The organism is Paenibacillus cellulosilyticus, from assembly GCF_003182255.1.
In the GTDB taxonomy this organism is placed as follows: Bacteria; Bacillota; Bacilli; order Paenibacillales; family Paenibacillaceae; genus Paenibacillus_T; species Paenibacillus_T cellulosilyticus.
In genome coordinates, this window is sequence record NZ_QGTQ01000009.1 from 1 (window position 1) to 17,378 (window position 17,378).

Annotated in this window: 16 protein-coding genes and 1 pseudogene; 7 read left to right on the forward strand and 10 right to left on the reverse strand. The window is 47.8% G+C overall.

Going from position 1 to position 17,378, the window contains the following annotated elements; genetic code table 11:
- The 4 genes from DFQ01_RS13500 to DFQ01_RS13515 form a co-directional block, all read left to right on the forward strand.
- Positions 1-498 (forward strand): transposase (locus DFQ01_RS13500; RefSeq protein WP_181394742.1); only part of this gene is annotated, 498 nt, incomplete at its 5' end.
- Positions 499-786: 288 nt separating this feature from the next.
- The gene (desA, locus tag DFQ01_RS13505) at positions 787-1,845 is read left to right on the forward strand and encodes a Delta(5) desaturase DesA (RefSeq protein WP_425452393.1); all 1,059 of its coding nucleotides are present in this window, start codon (positions 787-789) and stop codon (positions 1,843-1,845) included.
- 20 nt (positions 1,846-1,865) lie between these two features.
- Positions 1,866-2,990 (forward strand): sensor histidine kinase, encoded by a 1,125-nt coding sequence (locus DFQ01_RS13510; protein WP_110044424.1) that lies wholly within the window; start codon positions 1,866-1,868, stop codon positions 2,988-2,990.
- A 2-nt stretch (positions 2,991-2,992) separates the two neighbouring features.
- Positions 2,993-3,598, forward strand: a complete 606-nt coding sequence (locus tag DFQ01_RS13515) for a response regulator transcription factor (RefSeq protein ID WP_110044425.1) — start codon at positions 2,993-2,995, stop codon at positions 3,596-3,598.
- A gap of 55 nt (positions 3,599-3,653) precedes the next feature.
- Here DFQ01_RS13515 and DFQ01_RS13520 read toward each other — a convergent pair.
- Both DFQ01_RS13520 and DFQ01_RS13525 read right to left on the reverse strand, forming a co-directional pair.
- Positions 3,654-3,827: pseudogene (locus DFQ01_RS13520) on the reverse strand (response regulator transcription factor); the annotation flags it as partial.
- Positions 3,828-3,845: 18 nt separating this feature from the next.
- Positions 3,846-4,334 (reverse strand): MerR family transcriptional regulator, encoded by a 489-nt coding sequence (locus DFQ01_RS13525; protein WP_110044600.1) that lies wholly within the window; start codon positions 4,332-4,334, stop codon positions 3,846-3,848.
- Between the two features lie 175 nt (positions 4,335-4,509).
- Here DFQ01_RS13525 and DFQ01_RS13530 point away from each other — a divergent pair, with 175 nt between their 5' ends.
- The gene (locus tag DFQ01_RS13530; protein ID WP_110044427.1) at positions 4,510-5,370 is read left to right on the forward strand and encodes an SDR family NAD(P)-dependent oxidoreductase; all 861 of its coding nucleotides are present in this window, start codon (positions 4,510-4,512) and stop codon (positions 5,368-5,370) included.
- A gap of 5 nt (positions 5,371-5,375) precedes the next feature.
- On the opposite strand, the gene DFQ01_RS13535 is transcribed toward DFQ01_RS13530, so the two are convergent.
- Positions 5,376-5,747, reverse strand: coding sequence for a YciI family protein (locus DFQ01_RS13535; RefSeq protein WP_110044428.1), 372 nt, complete (start codon positions 5,745-5,747; stop codon positions 5,376-5,378).
- 246 nt (positions 5,748-5,993) lie between these two features.
- Between DFQ01_RS13535 and DFQ01_RS13540 the strand changes: the two genes are divergently transcribed.
- Entirely contained in the window at positions 5,994-7,085 is a 1,092-nt protein-coding gene (locus DFQ01_RS13540; protein WP_245946670.1) for a sensor domain-containing diguanylate cyclase, read from the forward strand.
- 56 nt (positions 7,086-7,141) lie between these two features.
- On the opposite strand, the gene DFQ01_RS13545 is transcribed toward DFQ01_RS13540, so the two are convergent.
- Entirely contained in the window at positions 7,142-7,573 is a 432-nt protein-coding gene (locus DFQ01_RS13545; protein WP_110044602.1) for an Lrp/AsnC family transcriptional regulator, read from the reverse strand.
- A 145-nt stretch (positions 7,574-7,718) separates the two neighbouring features.
- On the opposite strand from DFQ01_RS13545, the gene DFQ01_RS13550 reads away from it, so the two are divergent.
- Entirely contained in the window at positions 7,719-8,543 is an 825-nt protein-coding gene (locus DFQ01_RS13550; RefSeq protein WP_110044429.1) for an alpha/beta fold hydrolase, read from the forward strand.
- Between the two features lie 310 nt (positions 8,544-8,853).
- On the opposite strand, the gene DFQ01_RS13555 is transcribed toward DFQ01_RS13550, so the two are convergent.
- The 6 genes from DFQ01_RS13555 to DFQ01_RS13580 all read right to left on the reverse strand — a co-directional run bounded on the left by DFQ01_RS13555 (position 8,854) and on the right by DFQ01_RS13580 (position 17,133).
- On the reverse strand, positions 8,854-10,311 hold the full coding sequence (locus DFQ01_RS13555) for a DHA2 family efflux MFS transporter permease subunit (RefSeq protein WP_425452398.1): 1,458 nt from the start codon (positions 10,309-10,311) through the stop codon (positions 8,854-8,856).
- A gap of 324 nt (positions 10,312-10,635) precedes the next feature.
- Positions 10,636-11,640, reverse strand: a complete 1,005-nt coding sequence (locus DFQ01_RS13560; protein ID WP_110044431.1) for an ROK family protein — start codon at positions 11,638-11,640, stop codon at positions 10,636-10,638.
- A gap of 2 nt (positions 11,641-11,642) precedes the next feature.
- Complete coding sequence (locus tag DFQ01_RS13565; protein WP_110044432.1) at positions 11,643-13,604, reverse strand: heparinase II/III family protein; 1,962 nt, start codon at positions 13,602-13,604, stop codon at positions 11,643-11,645.
- Between the two features lie 79 nt (positions 13,605-13,683).
- Positions 13,684-15,303 (reverse strand): type 2 periplasmic-binding domain-containing protein, encoded by a 1,620-nt coding sequence (locus DFQ01_RS13570; RefSeq protein ID WP_110044433.1) that lies wholly within the window; start codon positions 15,301-15,303, stop codon positions 13,684-13,686.
- Positions 15,304-15,331: 28 nt separating this feature from the next.
- The gene (locus DFQ01_RS13575; protein WP_110044434.1) at positions 15,332-16,204 is read right to left on the reverse strand and encodes a carbohydrate ABC transporter permease; all 873 of its coding nucleotides are present in this window, start codon (positions 16,202-16,204) and stop codon (positions 15,332-15,334) included.
- An 8-nt stretch (positions 16,205-16,212) separates the two neighbouring features.
- Entirely contained in the window at positions 16,213-17,133 is a 921-nt protein-coding gene (locus tag DFQ01_RS13580; protein WP_245946671.1) for an ABC transporter permease, read from the reverse strand.
- Positions 17,134-17,378 lie beyond the last annotated feature (245 nt).

Sequence of the window (17,378 nt, forward strand, 5' to 3'; positions counted from 1 at the left end):
CACAAGGAAAAATCAAAAAGCTGGCAGAATGACATTAGCAAGTTAGACAATTGGCAGTACGATGAAATTCAAGATACATGGACATGTGCGGCTGGACGTCAATTGTTGTATCGCTACGAAAGCAAAGAAAAGACAGAAAGTGGATATGAGATCAGAAGGCGTCACTATCGAAGTGAAAGCTGTGAAGGATGTCCACTCAAGGCGAATTGCACGAAAGCTCAAGGAAACCGAGAAATTAGCGTTAGCTTCCAATACCTGCGCTACAAAGAGCAGGTACGGGAAAAGCTTCGAAGCGAGAAAGGCTACGCGCTATCGGTCAGGCGAATGATCGAGCCAGAGAGTGTTTTCGGGCAAATAAAAAATAACCGAGGATTCCGGCGGTTTCTGCTTCGAGGCTTGCAAAAAGTAAACCTTGAGGTCGGGTGGCTTTCGCTTGCCCATAATCTGCTCAAGAAGGTGGCAGCCGATAGAAAAATAGAAAAGACGGTTCAGGAATGACCACCCTGAACCGTCTTTTCTTGCTTTTTTCAATAAATTGGGCTGAATTATAAGTAAGCTGACCTACTTTTGGGACAGCCCCTTGCGTTATTCTGTTGTTTTTACCGTAAAAGAACCCCTCTTCCACTTCGTAGTGTTGAAAAATTTTCAGCCCCATACATGATATTTATCATACTCTCGTCTTGACGTTTATGACTGTGAGCAGCCACAGACCGCTCCTTATAATGTAGATATATAATGACTAGAAGTGACAAATAACGAGCTAGCTTTAATTAGGAGGAAGTCCCCTTGGATCCGATGAACATTGCAGAATTGAAAAAGCAGTCAGCTCCATATGCACGAACGAATATCTCAGCTAGCTTGCGCCAGCTGGCGAATACGCTGCTGCCATTTCTACTGCTGTGGACGGCGGCCTATGCAAGCTTGTCCGTCTCATATTGGCTTACGCTGCCGATTGCGATCGTCGCGGCGAGCTTTTTAATCCGAACGTTTATTATTTTTCACGATTGCTGTCATCAGTCGTTCTTCAAGAGCCGTAAGGCAAACGATTGGCTGGGGAACATTACCGGCATTCTGACGCATTTTCCTTACGAGCAATGGAAGAATGCTCACAATATTCATCATGCGACAAGCGGCAACCTCGATAAACGGGGTGTCGGCGATATGTGGATCTTAACCGTGGAGGAATATATCGCTTCCCCGGCGCGGACCAAGCTGGCGTATCGGCTTTACCGGAATCCGCTAGTATTCCTGCTGCTGGGTCCTCTGCTCGTCTTTCTTGTTACCTACCGCAAGAACCGCCCAGGAGCGAAGCGCCGCGAGAAGCTTAATACGTATATGACGAATGTAGCGATTGTGGCCCTCTATGCAGGATTATGCGCGTTGTTAGGGTGGAAAAGCGTGCTTCTTGTACAAGTTCCGATTCTATGGGTTGCAGGAATGATGGGGATTTGGTTATTCTATGTTCAGCATCAATTCGAGGACTCGTACTTCGAGAATGACGATGAGTGGAGCTATGTAAAGGCTGCCGTCGAAGGAAGCTCTTATTATCAATTGCCTCGGCTGCTGCAATGGATTACGGGCAATATCGGCTTCCATCACGTCCATCACCTGAACCCGAAGGTGCCGAATTACAATTTAGAGAAGACTCATCTGGCAATTCCTCCGCTTCAGAAGGCTGCAACGATCAATATTCGCACCAGCCTGCAGTCGCTGCGATTCCGGTTATGGGACGAGGACGCGAAGACGTTTATCGGCTTCCGCGAGCTAAGCGATGCAAGAAGGAAGCTGGCTGCGAAGCCGAAGCTGCCGCTTAACGAGGAGGCTCGGATCGGTCGTACAGGTTGAGTCCCAAAAGGTGGAACAGCATGTTAAAGTGGCGTTCAAATTTGTACAAGACAACTGGGCTTAATCCTTTTATATGGGTGATCCTGTTCATTCTGCCCTTCTATTATATTTTCCGCACCTCGACTAGAGCTCATACGGCAGTGGGAATAGGACTAATCATCCTATTCTTCGTGTCTTATGTGCTCGTCTTTGTTACTAAAGGGTGGAAGGTCTATGTCTGGTCGGGCGTTCAAATTGCTATCTCTATTGCGATGACCGTCTTGTTCGGATTCGTATATTTCTCGCTGCTGCTTACCTTCGTCATCGGGAACATCGTCAGTAAGAAGGGCTTCATTACGCTGTACGTGATTCACCTTACCATAACGATCATCATTATTGACTATGCCATCATCGTCAAAAATCCGGTCGTTATCAGCCAATTGCCTTTCGTCATGATTTGCTTGATTATGGTCATCCTGCTCCCCATCTCTAACTATAATCGCAATAAGAACGAGCAGCTGCAGGGTCAGCTGAACGACGCGAACAAACGGATATCGGAATTAGTTAAGCTGGAAGAGCGCCAACGTATCGCAAGGGATCTGCACGATACGCTCGGTCAGAAGCTTTCGCTGATTGGATTGAAGAGCGATTTGGCCCTTAAGCTGATGAACAAAGACTCGGCGCAGTCCATGGTCGAGATGAAGGAAGTCCGTCAGACGGCAAGAAATGCACTGAAGGAAGTCCGTCAGATCGTAACGCAAATGCGCGGCGCGAGGCTGACCGAAGAGATAGCCCGTATCGAGCAAATGCTCCGAACTGCACGCATCGAGCTGATTGTCGAAGGTGATCTTGAACCGAAGAACCTGTCACTGATGAACGAGAACGTGCTCTGCATGTGTTTGAAGGAAGCCGTTACGAACCTCGTGAAGCATAGCGGAGCTTCTATCTGTACAATCACGATCCGACCGGATCGCCTGGCATTGGTCGTCATAGTCGTGGACAACGGGATCGGAATGTCACAGCCAGCCACCTATTCTAGTGGCAGCGGTCTTATTGGGATGAAGGAACGACTCGAATTCATTAATGGGAGCCTGGAGCTGGGTGAAGGTCCGGGTACTGCCCTTATCATGACGATACCTAATACCCAACCAAGAGAGAAGGCTTGAAGATGATTCGAATCGTAATTGCAGAAGACCAGCGAATGATTCTCGGCGCTCTCGCTGCGTTGCTGGATCTGGAAGATGATATGACGGTCGTCGCAAAAGCAAGCAACGGCGAGGATGCCGTCAAGCTGGCGCGTCTTCATCAACCGGACGTATGCATCCTCGATATCGAGATGCCGCTCAAGACAGGCTTGGAAGCTGCCGAGGAGCTGTCCGCCCTGTCGCTGAATTGCAAGGTTGTCATCCTTACGACATTTGCCCGTGCGGGTTATTTCGAGCGAGCGATCAAGGCTGGCGTGCACGGCTATTTGCTCAAAGACAGTCCAAGCGAGGAGCTCGCGGATTCGGTTCGTACGATCGTGCGTGGTCGGCGTCTTTTCGCTCCAGAATTAATGGATGAGGCGTATGGCGAGGAGAACCCGCTTACCGAGCGAGAGAAAGCCGTGCTGACGCTTATTGCGGACGGCAAAAGTACGAAGGAAATTTCGGAGGAATTGTACATTACGCCCGGCACCATCCGCAATTACATCTCCGTTATTCTCAACAAGCTTGGCGTCGGCAACCGCGTCGAGGCGATCAAGCATTTTAAGGATAAGGGCTGGTTTAAGTAAGCCGCTACTATAGAGAACAAACGAAGGGCACCCGTCACGGGTGCCCTTCTCACTTTTATTCTATCAAATGCAGCTCTCTGGCACGGACAACAGCCTGACCACGCCGTTTGACACCAAGCTTGCCGATAATTCGGGATGAATGCGTCTTAACCGTCGTCTCCGCGATGCCGAACCGATCGGCAATCTCTTTGTTTGACATGCCATCTGCAATCGCTGATAAAATTTCAACTTCCCGTTCGGGAGTCGGTCACTTATCCGTTCCAGCCGACACGGGAAAATAACTTCTCTGACTAGTTGAGAGCGGCTTTGGTTCGGGTTCTTCCTTCCTGTTGTCGGACAAGCCGTCCTCAATTTCCTCCGAGCAGTCCCGCCGATACTTCCCCTTTTCTAATTTCACGTCGATGAAATCGACAACCTGCTGCAGAGAGGCGATTTGGCTGACGATATTTTCTCGGTGACTCTTTAAGAGTTCCACCAGCTCGGGATATTCTGCGGGATCGGCATCCGTAGACACCGTCAAAAATGGCCGCATTTCATCCAGCGGCATCCCCGTTTTTTTGAGACAAGATATTAGCAGGATCGTATCGATGTCCTCCTGCCGGTAGATGCGGTGCCCGTTATCCTTCCGTTCAGCCCGAGGAAGCAGCGCGATCTTCTCATAATAACGAATCGTATCTTCCGATATGTTAGTTTTCTTAGCGGTTTGCTTTATCGTAAATGTGTGTTCTTCCTTCATCTTATTCCCTCCCAGAAGCTTTTTTTGAGCATTATACATCTTGGTGTTGGCTCCAAGTCAAGTTGCTTATCCTGTTGGGCAGAACTTCGTTTTTTCGGGCTTGACTTGAAGTCGACTCCAAGTTATAGAGTGAGCGTGAACAGGAGAGATATCTAGCTATTGGAGGAAACATACAATGAATATGGAACAACGTGAAAATATCGCCGCGATTACGGGCGCAAACGCAGGGATCGGGTTGGCATTAACCCATAAATTGCTGTCGGAGGACTGGCAAGTGATTGCGCTGAACCGTTCCGACTTTCCGTCAGACGATAAGCGAATCCAAGAAGCAATCATGAGAGGATGGCTCCGCATTTATAAAACGGATGATCTTGCCGATTATGCCAGCTTGAAACGGACCCTAGAAGAAATCAAAAGCAAGGAGCAGCGGATCGATATTTTGTTCAACAACGCCGGCGGATCTTTGTCCGAGCTGAGCTATTCGAAACAAGGACGCGAGTACCATTATGAGCTGATGACGATCGTTCCGTATATCATCCTGATGGAATTGAAGGAACTCATCAAAAGTGGTCGCTTAAAAACGGTGATCAATACCTCATCATCAGCTCTGAAATTTACGAAAGAGTTTACGATTGAAAACCTGGAGCGTCCCAAAGTCTTCCGCAAGCTGCTTGGTCCTTATGCCACCTCCAAGCTAGCGCTCTCGCTGTGGACCCAGGCTATTGCGCCGCAGCTTGCCAAAGATGATATCAAGATCCGCAGCGTTGACCCGGGCAGCAACAATACGTTAAGAAAAGGGAAGAAAACTGGACTTCCCCTAGTGGTTGCCCTGTTGATGAGACTTTTCTTTTCTCCGCCAACCCACGGCGCCAACAGGCTGTATGAAGGTGCCCTCGGGCAACACCGGAATGAAACCGGCGTGTTTTTGCTGAAAGGTCAAGCTGCACAATTGAAATTTAAAGATCAAGCACGGCATGTTTTGGAAAGGGTCCATGCGATTTACCAACACGAGTTTTTAGGACGTCGCAAAGGATAACGCAGTTATCCCTCTTTAAAGTAGTGAATCGGGCGAATCTCAATCCCCCATCCAAACTGCTCGCCTGCACCAACCTGGACGGCCGGATGCAAAGAAGCTATTCGTATTGCTTCCTCCATGTCCTGTGCTTCTATTAAAAAAGCGCTGCCGATCATTTCCTTCGTTTCGATAAAAGGACCATCCGTCACCTTCACCTTGCCATGCGCCTTCCGTAAGCATTTCGTTTCGGAGGAAAGACCGGCATCGATATGGACTTGGCCGCTGTTATAGAAGTTCTCTAGGTGAGGCGGACATTCTTGCATGATTGCTTCAATCTCGTCCTTAGGGCGGGCATCCATTTTTTCAGCATCCAAGTAACCTAAACATAAGAATTTCATTGTACATGTCTCCTTTAATGAAGGATTGAAACATCATTTTTGCCTCTATTTTAACGACGAACGACTTAAAGCAGAATCGACAGACCTGCAAACTAATGTTTCCTTCAAATATCAGACACAAGAGATACAACGTCCCTCTATTTCTCCTAAGTTCGGAGCTCTGCTGACAAACCTAATCAAACATGCTAGCATGTTACCTAATGATGACTGACAGATTACGATGCGGAGCATGGAGGAATTGGGATAGTGTCTGAGAAGAACCGTCACCTTAAAGTCATAATGGAAGTTCAGCAGCAGATGTTGTTATCTAACTTTGATTTGAAGCAGTTTATGCAGACGATCTGCGATCGGATGTGCCAATTAACCGATGCCGACGGTTCTACCATCGAGATGCTGGCGGGCGATGAAATGGTGTATGCCGCTGTCAGCGGCACCTTGCAGCCTCATCTTGGCATTCGAATCAAGAAGAACGGCAGCTTGTCGGGTTTGTGCGTAACGGAGAAGGAAATCCTGTATTCGCAGGATACTCAGCAGGACGATCGTGTCGACAAAGCAGCGACTTTGAAAGTCGGTGCGCGGAGCATGGTCTGCGTTCCTCTATTCGAATCTAGCAACGCCGTCGGCGTGCTGAAGGTCATCTCTGGCCGCCCAAATGCTTTCTCCAACCGCGATATCGAGACGCTGCAATTGTTATCGCTCGCCTTGGGCTCGGAGCTTGGCAAGCAAATTAACTACGACGACAAAATTCGGATTCTGAACGATTACGAGCAATTATTGGTCCAATTGCGAGCCGAAATTGAAAGACGTAAAGAACTAGAGAGCGAGCTTATTCAGCTGACAGAACGCGACATTCTGACAGGATTGCTGAATCGTCGAGGCTTCAGCGAACGTATCAAAGGCTGGATGAATCGGGCTAGCCGAGAAGAAGGCTTATTCGGTGTGTTCTACCTCGATTTGAATAAATTCAAGCAATGCAATGATACGTACGGACATGAGGTCGGTGATCTTGTGCTTGTAGAATTCGCGAATCGCATCAAGAAAGCGGTTCGTGAATCCGATCTAATCGCACGCGTAGGCGGCGATGAGTTCGTGGTGGCGGCATGGCTGCAGAACGGCTGCGACGGCTTGATACAGGTTGCCAAACGATTGACCGCGCAGCTAGAGTCGCCCATGCAGATTAAGGAGCTGCAACTGCCAATGTCCACCAGCGTCGGCTGTACATTATGGGCAGTGGACAAGACGGAGCTCGATCTTATTCGCGAGGCCGATCAATCGATGTATCTCGCCAAATCTAACGGCACTAACCGGATTGCGGTTAATGGGCAGCTCGTGGAGTAATAGGAAGTGATATGGCCATCCTTTGGGGGATGGCCTATTCTTATTCACTCGTTTATTCATACATCCGTGACAAGGCTCTTATCTTCGAATCGCGTAGACAGTACAACTAGCGTTGAGGAGAAGCCGAAGGTGTTGCAGCGTTCCAGAAAGGTTTCCAAAGTCTCGCTTGTTGCGGTTACAACCTTTAATAAATAGTTATACTCCCCGCTTGTTCGGTAGAAATCAATGATCTCCGGCGCCGATTCACCAAACGCTTCGAATTCCTTACAGTTATTCGATTTAAACAGAACAAACGCAGTTGTATACTTGCCTAGTTTAGATGGTGAAAGCACGGCCCTATAGCCCTTAATAACGCCTTGTTCCTCCAGCTTGCGGAGCCGTTCCGTGACGGCCGGCTGTGACATCGCAATGGTTCGGCTCATCTCAGAAACCGTAATGCGGGCATTCTCATGCATAATTGACAAGATCTGATTGTCTATCTGATCCATCATCAGCGCACCTCATTTTTTAAAGTTAGGTTCCATAAACGACGATAGAATTAAGTTTCCAGACCCGATCCTTCTTCATAATCCTATTTAGATTGTAAGCCAAATTGAATAAAATTCCACTATAACCAGTAAGGGAGTCGATACGATGACGACGTTAAACAAAACAAGAGAAATTGATGGGTTAAACAGTTTCACGACAATTGATGGCGTTCGGATTGTTTATCGAATCGATGGATCATCCGACAAGCCTATATTAATGCTCGCAAACTCCATTGCCACTACGATGAACATGTGGGACGGCCAAATCGCTGAATTCTCCAAGCATTTCCGCGTGCTTCGTTACGACTACCGAGGACATGGCGGCTCAGATACGCCGGATGGCCCTTATTCGTTCGACAGACTGGGACGAGATGTCATCGAATTACTAGATGTGCTTCACATTGAACAGGTGCATTTTCTCGGTTTATCGTTAGGTGGTGTTGTCGGCCAATGGCTTGGCATCTACGCGCCCGAGCGAGTCGATCGGCTGGTATTAAGCAATACCTCCTCCTACCTGGGACCCTATGAACAATGGCAAGGCCAAATTACCTCTGTGCTGCAGCCAGATAACCTTCCCCAAGTCGCCGATACATTCATCAAAAACTGGTTTCCTCCGCATATGCTAGAGTCTGAGAATGCACTAGTGGACTCCTTCAGACAGATGGTGTTATTTACTCGTCCCCAAGGAATCGCAGGAAGCTGGGCGGCTATCCGTGACATGGATATGCGCCGGACGGTTTCCCTCATCGATAGCCCAACGTTAGTCATTGCTGGCCAATATGATACCGTAACCCTTCCCAGCCATGGCGAGCTGATTGCCGACACGGTCCCGAACGCGTCACTCGTCTTGATGCCGTCCGTTCACCTGCCGAATATCGAGTACCCAGACCAATTCCTCCGCACTGTGTTGGCGTTCTTGCTATCGAATTAAGCAGCGACTTGGATATGCTTAAAGGCCATCCGTCAGTCGGATGGCCCATTGCTCCTTTGAACCTGTCATCTTGATTTCATCACGCGCGCATCTGATCTGATCTAATCTAATCTAAGCTAACAATAACTTTTCCATCGTTTGAGGAATAGGTCGAGTATCGTTTAAAGTAACATTGCATAACGCTCAATCGGAATGACACACGCATAAAGCAAAGGGATTGACCCTGTAAGACCACACGAGGCGCGATCTTGCAAGGACAATCCCTTTTTTATCATTCATTCGCTAATTGTGCACATGATTTTAAACGAACTTAATGTCCCATGCCTTGACGTGGTTCTTCACCTTCAGGCGGCTTCGTACGGCGAATGAACAGACCGATCACGAGCGCGAGAACACCCATGCACAGGCCTACCCAGAAAGCATTGTGCAAGCCCTCAACCATGCCTTTTAACGATTCAAGCGGATCGGTCGGGTTGCTCGACTTCGCGAGGTAATCCTTCGAGCCGTTGGACATGATGCTGATGAACAGCGCCACGCCAATTGCGCCTGCAACTTGCTGAAGCGTGTTCATAATCGCTGTTCCGTGTGGATACAGCGCACGCGGCAGTTGGTTCAACGCCGTCGTCTGAGCAGGCATCATCACGAGTGAAATACCGATCATCATAATGATATGCACCATGATGAGGTAACCTTTCGTCGTATCCATATCAATACCAGTGAACAAGTAGATCGCAACGACCACAATCGCAAGTCCCGGAATAACGAGTACACGTGGACCGAGCTTGTCGAACAATATGCCAGCCACCGGCGCCATCAACCCGTTAACAAGACCGCCCGGCAGCATAAGAAGACCCGAAGCGAAAGCCGTCAGCATGAGCGGACCTTGCAAATACATCGGCAGCAATGTCAACGTTGAGAACAACGTCATCATCATCACGAGCATGAGCACCGTAACGAGAGAGAACATCGGAAACTTAAACGCACGCATATCCATGACAGGACTTTTGAGCGTCAGCTGACGTACAGCAAATAACAGAATACCGAGGACACCTGCCGTAACCATCCAATACACCTCCGGATCGCTCCAGCCCAGGTCACCGGACTTACTGAATCCGTACACGACGCCACCGAAACCAATCGTCGAGAGAATGATCGACAGAATATCCACCTTCGGCTTCGTAATCGTCGATACGTTCTTCATATAAATAGAAGCAAAAATGATCGAGAACACCGCAAGCGGAATGACCAAGTAGAACAACCAGCGCCATTCAAGCGAATCGAGAATGAGCCCTGATACCGTCGGTCCGATTGCCGGTGCGACCATGATGACAAGACCAATTAGTCCCATCGCTCCACCGCGCTTCTCAGGCGGGAAAATCGCTAGAATCGTGTTCATCATAACCGGCAGCATCAATCCGGTACCAAGAGCTTGCACGACACGCCCTACCAGCAGCACTTCAAACCCCGGTGCAAACGCCGCAATAATCGTACCTATCAAGAAAAATGTCATCGCACCAATAAACATTTGCCGTGTTGTGAACCATTCTTGCAAAATCGCCGTCACCGGCACGAGCACGCCAACTACCAGCATGTAGGCAGTTGATAACCATTGAATTGTAGATGCTGTTACATTTAACGCCTTAATCAAATCCGGAAAAGCATTACCGAGCAGCGTTTCGTTCAAAATTGCAACGAATGCGCCGATGATCAGCGCAATAACAATCGGGGCGCGTTTGATTTTGCTCAAATCCGGCCCTTCTGCACTCATCGCAGCTTGATTTGCAGCTTCCATTGTAAAACATTCCCTCCCTATTCTGTCTGACACACGACATCCGACTTATGTAGCGGCAGAAGCGAAAGCTGATATGGTGTCTATCGAATAAATGATCCACCTGGTGACCAATTCGCTACCACCGTTGCATTTCCCAATAATCGCTGACTTGTAGAAAAAAGTCAATAAGCATCTCTTCCAGCTTACCTTATGGCGTTCGGCGGACTGCCCACTCCGGCCGCTTCGGAAAAATTACTCATCTCAGCAGGCGAAGCAGGCTTGGGTTGCGGTTCCGCTAATTTTAGTTCCTCCCAAGCTTGGTTACTCTCCCATTATTAGAGCTGCTGCTCCAATCATGCCTGCGTCTTTCCCAAGAGCCGACCAAACCATTTTTACGTTAGCTGTCATGGAAGATATGCCGCGTTCCCGGACAACCGCTCTCATAGGCTCGAGGAGCGGCTCACCGATATTAGCAGCTCCTCCACCAATAATTACGACCTCTGGATTTAAAAGATGAATGACGCTGACGATTCCTATACCAAGTGCAGTTCCGGCTTCCCTTAACAAACGCAGCGCCAATGGGTCCTGAAGTTCTGCCGCTTTGGCCACGGTAAGTGCCGTTACAGCCTCGGGATCGTTTCCGGCTAGCTTGCTTATAAGCGCTGCATCCACCTTCATCAGCCGAACCTGTTCAGAGGCAATACGCGCGATAGCCGTGCCAGAACAGTACCGTTCCAAACAACCATAGTTACCACAGGAGCAGCGTGGACCATTAGAATCGATCGAGATGTGGCCTAGCTCGCCAGCACTATCTTCTACGCCAGTAATTAACCTACCTCCGCTAATGATGCCGCAGCCAATACCGGTTGAGACGGTCACATAGAGGCAGTTATCAGTGCCTATGCCAGCTCCCATCTGCCATTCTCCAAACGCGGCCGCATTGGCATCATTATACAGGCGAACCGGACATCTATACCTCGCTGACAGGAATGGGCCAAGTGCGACCTCCTTCCATCTCAGGTTTGCTGCAAACTTAACTATGCCATTAGCAGAATCGAGCACCCCGGCGGTGGCTACACCGATGCCCATGATAGAAGGATGGAAGCTTGGACCGTTGCCAGAGAACAATGAATCGATCCCATCCGTAATTTGCCGTATGACGGCATCGACCCCTCTTTCAGCATAAGTCGGGCGTTCATTGCGCCTCACAATATGCCCTCCTCGATCCAACAGAACGGCAGAGATCTTAGTGCCCCCCAAATCTATACCGATAAAAGCATCTAATTCATTCTTCGCTCTTATATGCATGTTCACTTGCTCTCTCATCCTTATTTGAGAATGGATAGATCTCGTTCCATAACCTTGACTTCATACCGGTCGCTGCCGCTTGTAACAATAAAGCTTTCGCCATCTCGGGGCTGCACCTCGACCTTCGGAATCTGATCTCCTTTATAAGGAACGAGAATCGTTAAAAAGACGGTCGTACCTTCATGCGTTCCCTTAAACCGGACTCTAGTGGACGGCCTTGCCACGTCGTTAACGTCGGACATTCTGCCTGACAGAAGATCCGCTTCTTCATAAGGGCTCGTAAATAAAGCCACATTAGCAATATCGCTTTTTGCAATTATCGCTTCGTATCCCTGCAACAATTGAACATCTGTATAATCCAGATGAAAATAACGCTGAACACTCTCGCCGCTCAGCCCGGTAACACGGTCGACAACAATAACCAGCCGGTTGTCGACCAGCGCAATATGACGGTGATGAACGATCGGCTCATAATTCAGGTGATAAGCGCTTCCGACTTGATAGAACCCTCGATCTTCAACGTTATAAATTTCACCCGGCTTTTGCGGACCATACCCAAACGAACCTCGATATTCAAAATGGTCCCGCTCGTCTACGAGTAGAGTGGAATGATAGTTCGCGCTTTTAAATTGCCGGCGATCCTCATCTTCCCGATAACAGAAAATGCCCGGATCGCCTACCATCGTTCTACCAAAAGCCGTGAAGTCAAAGCTCATCAGATCGATATGACCATGGAAGTTCTGTACGGGGCTTCGACAAGTAAATAAGAGGCTGAACGCCTCTTTGTCCCATCCGCTCCGAATAATCGCCTGCTGAAGCGTCCGATTCCAAAATGTCGTCTTCAGCTTATTGCATTCGTTGCGATTGCGTCGAACCGATTCGAAACGGCGATGGAAATCCTCTACATCCAAAGCCCGCCAAATATGTTTATTCGCTTCCTGCTTCACCCATTGGTTGTCGATCCAATTGGCCGCCATCTCGGTCCACGATAAATCCCCCAGCGCTAAATAACCGTAAACGCCTGCCATAACGGCCTCATAGTTCGCATGGGAATCTCCCACCGGAACGCATTTGCCCGTCGGACGCATCGAGTAAATGGAATAGTCCAGATTCGTTCTGAACAAGGCCATATAACGGTCTGAATAGCTGAACCCGAACCTCTTAGCCAATACGACGGCAAGGCCAAACCAGAACATACAGCCATTATGATAGGAAGGACAGCCTTCAATTTGCCCACCGTCTTCAGTCAACTGCGCTTCAGCGCATCGTTCGATCCCATTAATGGCAAAAGCTTTCCATTCCTCCGCATCTTTCAGCTCCGGAAAATAAAGCGCCGTCGTCAAAATGCCCAAGCATTCCATCAGATAATGATTATGATCGGCGTTAGGCCATAAAATCGGCGATACTTGTCGTAGAATTTTCACTTGCTTATAGACGGCCCAGACATACTTTTCAACTATTTGTTCCGTGAACATCTCAGTTGGTCCCAGATGCTCCAACACGAGCGGCCAGGTTTTATAGCTCCGGATTCCGATCTCAAGGGCTCGCAACGGATGGCATCCTGTAAAGAAGTCGACGGAATAATGGATCATATCGTCATGAATGTCGACCTTATCGATCCAATCCTGCATTTCTTCCAACACTTTGCGACCGTATTGTTCCTCCTTCGTTATTGAATAGGCTTCCAACATATCCTGCCAATGCGTCATCCGGTTCAATTGCCATAAAAACTCATTGTCATTATGCCTGCGTTCGAGCCAGCAAGGCGGATTGCCTACATGTTCATGAACACCGCCCGTACCGGGAAGCTTCAGCATTCCTAGATAAGCAAGCGCCGCTTTATCGACAGTCTCTCGCACGAGTTCTGGCATATGTTCGGCAATGTATTGCCCCTTGCGTTGCATAGGCTCCAGCCGGGAACGAAGATTTGCCAGTAGTTCACCTGTCGTGATCGGCTCCTTTAAAATAACCTCCAAGCCCATGTTGTCATCCCCTTTATACCAAATAAGGCTGCAGTCGCTTTATGTGCGTTAATCTGCAACCTTATCTCGTATTTGTTAGTTATTTGAGTTCAGCTTTATAACGGTCGTATGCGGCCTGATTAATTTCAACTAAATGATCGGCACCCATTCTTTTCAATTCCTTTACGAATGCTTCGTCATTCACCGACTCCCCTCCAAGAAGCCATTTCTGCATGGTTTCCGTAACATAGGTTTCCACTTTCACGGCAACTTTTTCTATTTCCTTTTGCTCCTCGTCAGTAAACTTCAAAGTAGGGTAAAGGTCCATAAACACGTTGTTATCCGTATATTTCTTAATGCCTTCCACTGTAACGGGAGTCGTCCACTGTTCTTCATAAGAATAGTCTTGTTGGAAGCCGAATTCCGATTGAGCTCCCGTCGCGCGAATCATTTCGACCGGAGCCATGTCGGATTTCATCACTTTATCCGAAAAGATCGGTTTGCCATCGACCATCGTATACGTGTCGCCTTCAATGCCGAAGTTCGCCATACGTCTGCCTTCCTCAGTAAACCAGAAATCGAAATATTTAATCGTCGCTACCGGATCCGGATTGCTGTACGAAATACCCCAGCCGTGGTTGGTCGCGCGAGGACGTCTGGTCGGCTCTTTAACGACTCCATTCACGTCTGCCGGCGGAAGCATCGGGTTGAACTGGAAGCCCTGAATCTTGCTGGCAAGCTGGTCGTTATAATTGCCGGTCGAAGCGAAGTAATCGTGCGTAAGCCCTCCCGTGTTTTCTGCAAGAAGGATGTCTCTTGCCTTTACTCCCCGAGTGAAAATCTCTTTATCGATCAAACCTTCTTTGTACCATTTGGCCATGTTCTCCAAAGCGGTGCCAAATTCCGACTGAAGCGGACCGTATATGACTTTGTCGTCAAAGACTCTGTAGCCAAGGTAAGCGTTCCAGAGCGCCAGAAGTCCCTCCAAGCCTTTATTCGTATCGCGGGAGAAATATCCTACCTCGTCCTTCTGACCGTTACCGTTTGGATCCTTCGTAACGAAGGCTGTCAGGACGTTATGCAATTCCTCTACCGTCTTAGGTTCTTGCAGGCCAAGTTTACTTAGCCAATCCTCGCGTATGAACCAGCCCTTCTGCGTTAATCCATCCTGAATAAACGGAATGAACCAAATATTCCCTTCCTTATCGGATGAAGCGCTGCGTACATCCGGATTGTCATCCAAAAACTTTTTCAAGTGCGGAGCATATTGGTCAATCAGATCGTTAAGCTTCAAATACGCGCCTTCCTTGCCGTATTTTAAAAAGTTGGTATCCAAAGCTTCCATAATGTCCGGCAAATTATTCGAAGCCATGACCGTATTGAACGTTTCAGTGAAATCTGTAACGGTAGACGGCAGCGTCCCCTCCAACGTAATATTGGTCAATGCTGCCGCCTTCACGAAGATCGGCCAATCGTTTTTAAATACGCCCGAGTCCTTCGTCCCCATGTGGACAGTCAGCTTCAGTGGCTTGTCCGATGCCAAATACGAACTGCCGCTGTCATTTGTTGAGGCGCTTGAGGCTTCGTCTGCGTTCTGCTGCTTCTCTGATCCCGCAACCTGTAAGGATTCAGACTCATTGTTGTTGGAAGAACATCCTGCCATAACTCCCGTTGCAGTCAACATTGTCGCCAGCAATAGAACGTGCATTGTCGTTTTCATGATCTATCACTCCATCATTAGGATTGAATTACCCTTTTACTGCTCCGACCAACATGCCTTTAATAAAGTACTTCTGAATATAAGGATAGACAATAACGACTGGAAGGATCGAAACGACTATCGTTGCATATGTTACTGTTTCTGCCGACAACGTGGAAGAAAAGTTTAAGGCGGCAGCATACTCAGACTGAATATCGTTTTCTACGATCATTTTCTTCAATAATACCTGCAGCGGAATTTTGTCCATATCGGTCAGCATAATCATCGACCAGAAATAACCATTCCAGCGCTCAATCGCATAAAACAAACCAACTGTCGCAAGCCCAGGCTTGATGAGAGGCAGATATACTTTCAACAGTACCTGCAAGTCATTGCCCCCATCCACCTTCACCGATTCTTCCAGTTCATCCGGAAGCGCTTCAAAGCTGGTCCTAAGCAAAATCACATTAAAGGCATTACAGGCGAATGCAATAACGATGCCCATACGCGAGTTCAGCAAATCCAAGTCTCTGAGCAACAGATAGAACGGAATCATCCCTGCATCGAACCATAGGGTTAATGTTACGAAAATCGTAATCCACGTTCTCCCTCTAAGCCGCTTCTTAGATAATGCGTAAGCGCCGCATATGGTAAAACACATCGATATCGCTGTTCCGACTACCGTGTAGAAAATGGTATTAGAGTAAGCCATCCATATATCGCTGTTCCCCAGAACTTCCTTGTAGGAATCGAAAGTAAATCCTTTCGGCCATAGAAGCACTTTTCCCGTCACGACGTTATGCGGCAGACTGACGGATGCAGACACAACATAGAGGAAAGGATACAACGACAGCATGGAGAAAACCGCAAGCAAACCAGCGTTGATTATTTTAAATAACTTTTCGCCACGTGACTCTATCATACGCCCACCTACCATAAAGCCGAATTAGTTACTCTCTTGCTAAGTTTGTTAGCCGTCACGACCAGCACGAGGGCTACGATGGAATTAAATAAACCGACTGCCGTAGCAAAATCGTATCTTCCGTCAATAAGTCCCGAACGATAAACATAAGTGCTGATGACATCAGCTTTTTCATAAGTTGCCGGCTGATACAGCAGTATGATCGCTTCATACCCTACTCTAAGCAGATCGCCAATTTTCAAAATCAGCATGACCATGATTGTAGGCAGTATGCCGGGCAGCGTCACATAGTAAATCTGCTTAAACTTACCGGCGCCGTCCATTTTAGCAGCTTCGTAAAGCTGCGTATCAATTCCAGCAATCGCCGCAATAAAAACAATCGAAGCAAAACCTGTTTCTTTCCAAAGATTCATAGTCGTAAAGATGCCTCTGAAATAATCCGGGTTCGCAAGAAAATAGATCTTTTCGAATCCGAATTTTTCAAGAACCAAGTTGATCAGCCCACTGCTTGGTGAAAGAAACGTAGTTACGATGCCGGCAATAACGACAACGGAAACAAAGTGCGGCAAAAATGTCAGTGTTTGCACCGTTTTTTTGAAAGCTTTTCTAGTGACTTCACTAATCATAATGGCCACTATTATTTGTGCCGGAAAACAGATGACAAGTCCGTATAAACTGATGGCAATTGTATTAATGAAAACTCTTCCAAAATATTTGCTTTGAATAAACTCTTTGAAATATTCAAATCCAACCCACTCGCTTGCCCCAATTCCTTTAAATAGGCTGAAGTCTTTAAAAGCAATCTGGATGCCCCACATGGGTATATATTTGAATACAAAGAACCAGAGCAAAAACGGTATGAGTAAGCAGTAAAGAAGATGGTCTCTCGCGATATCTCTTTTCAATTCTAAAAAATAGGATCGCCGCAATTCATTTCACCCCCTCTTAATTAGTTGTTCAGCCTGAGGAAACCATAAAACAAACGGTCCTAAAAATAAATCTCCAATACTTGCCCCTATCTCGGAAAAGCCTTTGAGATTTAAACAATTGAATCCATCGGCATTCGCCGGTCCATTCAAAAAATCGATACTCGAGCACTTAAACCGATAGAGAACCCGCATCCGATCAACGTTTTTGCAAGTCAAAAAATAAACATTCCCTACAATTCGATAAA

Bases quoted from the DNA above. Each gene is read 5' to 3' on its own strand.
- DFQ01_RS13510 (WP_110044424.1), top strand. From the start codon at position 1,866: ATGTTAAAGTGGCGTTCAAATTTGTACAAGACAACTGGGCTTAATCCT.
- DFQ01_RS13515 (WP_110044425.1), top strand. From the start codon at position 2,993: ATGATTCGAATCGTAATTGCAGAAGACCAGCGAATGATTCTCGGCGCT.
- DFQ01_RS13525 (WP_110044600.1), bottom strand. From the start codon at position 4,334: ATGAAGGAAGAACACACATTTACGATAAAGCAAACCGCTAAGAAAACT.
- DFQ01_RS13530 (WP_110044427.1), top strand. From the start codon at position 4,510: ATGAATATGGAACAACGTGAAAATATCGCCGCGATTACGGGCGCAAAC.
- DFQ01_RS13535 (WP_110044428.1), bottom strand. From the start codon at position 5,747: ATGAAATTCTTATGTTTAGGTTACTTGGATGCTGAAAAAATGGATGCC.
- DFQ01_RS13545 (WP_110044602.1), bottom strand. From the start codon at position 7,573: ATGGATCAGATAGACAATCAGATCTTGTCAATTATGCATGAGAATGCC.
- DFQ01_RS13550 (WP_110044429.1), top strand. From the start codon at position 7,719: ATGACGACGTTAAACAAAACAAGAGAAATTGATGGGTTAAACAGTTTC.
- DFQ01_RS13555 (WP_425452398.1), bottom strand. From the start codon at position 10,311: ATGAGTGCAGAAGGGCCGGATTTGAGCAAAATCAAACGCGCCCCGATT.
- DFQ01_RS13560 (WP_110044431.1), bottom strand. From the start codon at position 11,640: ATGAGAGAGCAAGTGAACATGCATATAAGAGCGAAGAATGAATTAGAT.
- DFQ01_RS13565 (WP_110044432.1), bottom strand. From the start codon at position 13,604: ATGGGCTTGGAGGTTATTTTAAAGGAGCCGATCACGACAGGTGAACTA.
- DFQ01_RS13570 (WP_110044433.1), bottom strand. From the start codon at position 15,303: ATGAAAACGACAATGCACGTTCTATTGCTGGCGACAATGTTGACTGCA.
- DFQ01_RS13575 (WP_110044434.1), bottom strand. From the start codon at position 16,204: ATGATAGAGTCACGTGGCGAAAAGTTATTTAAAATAATCAACGCTGGT.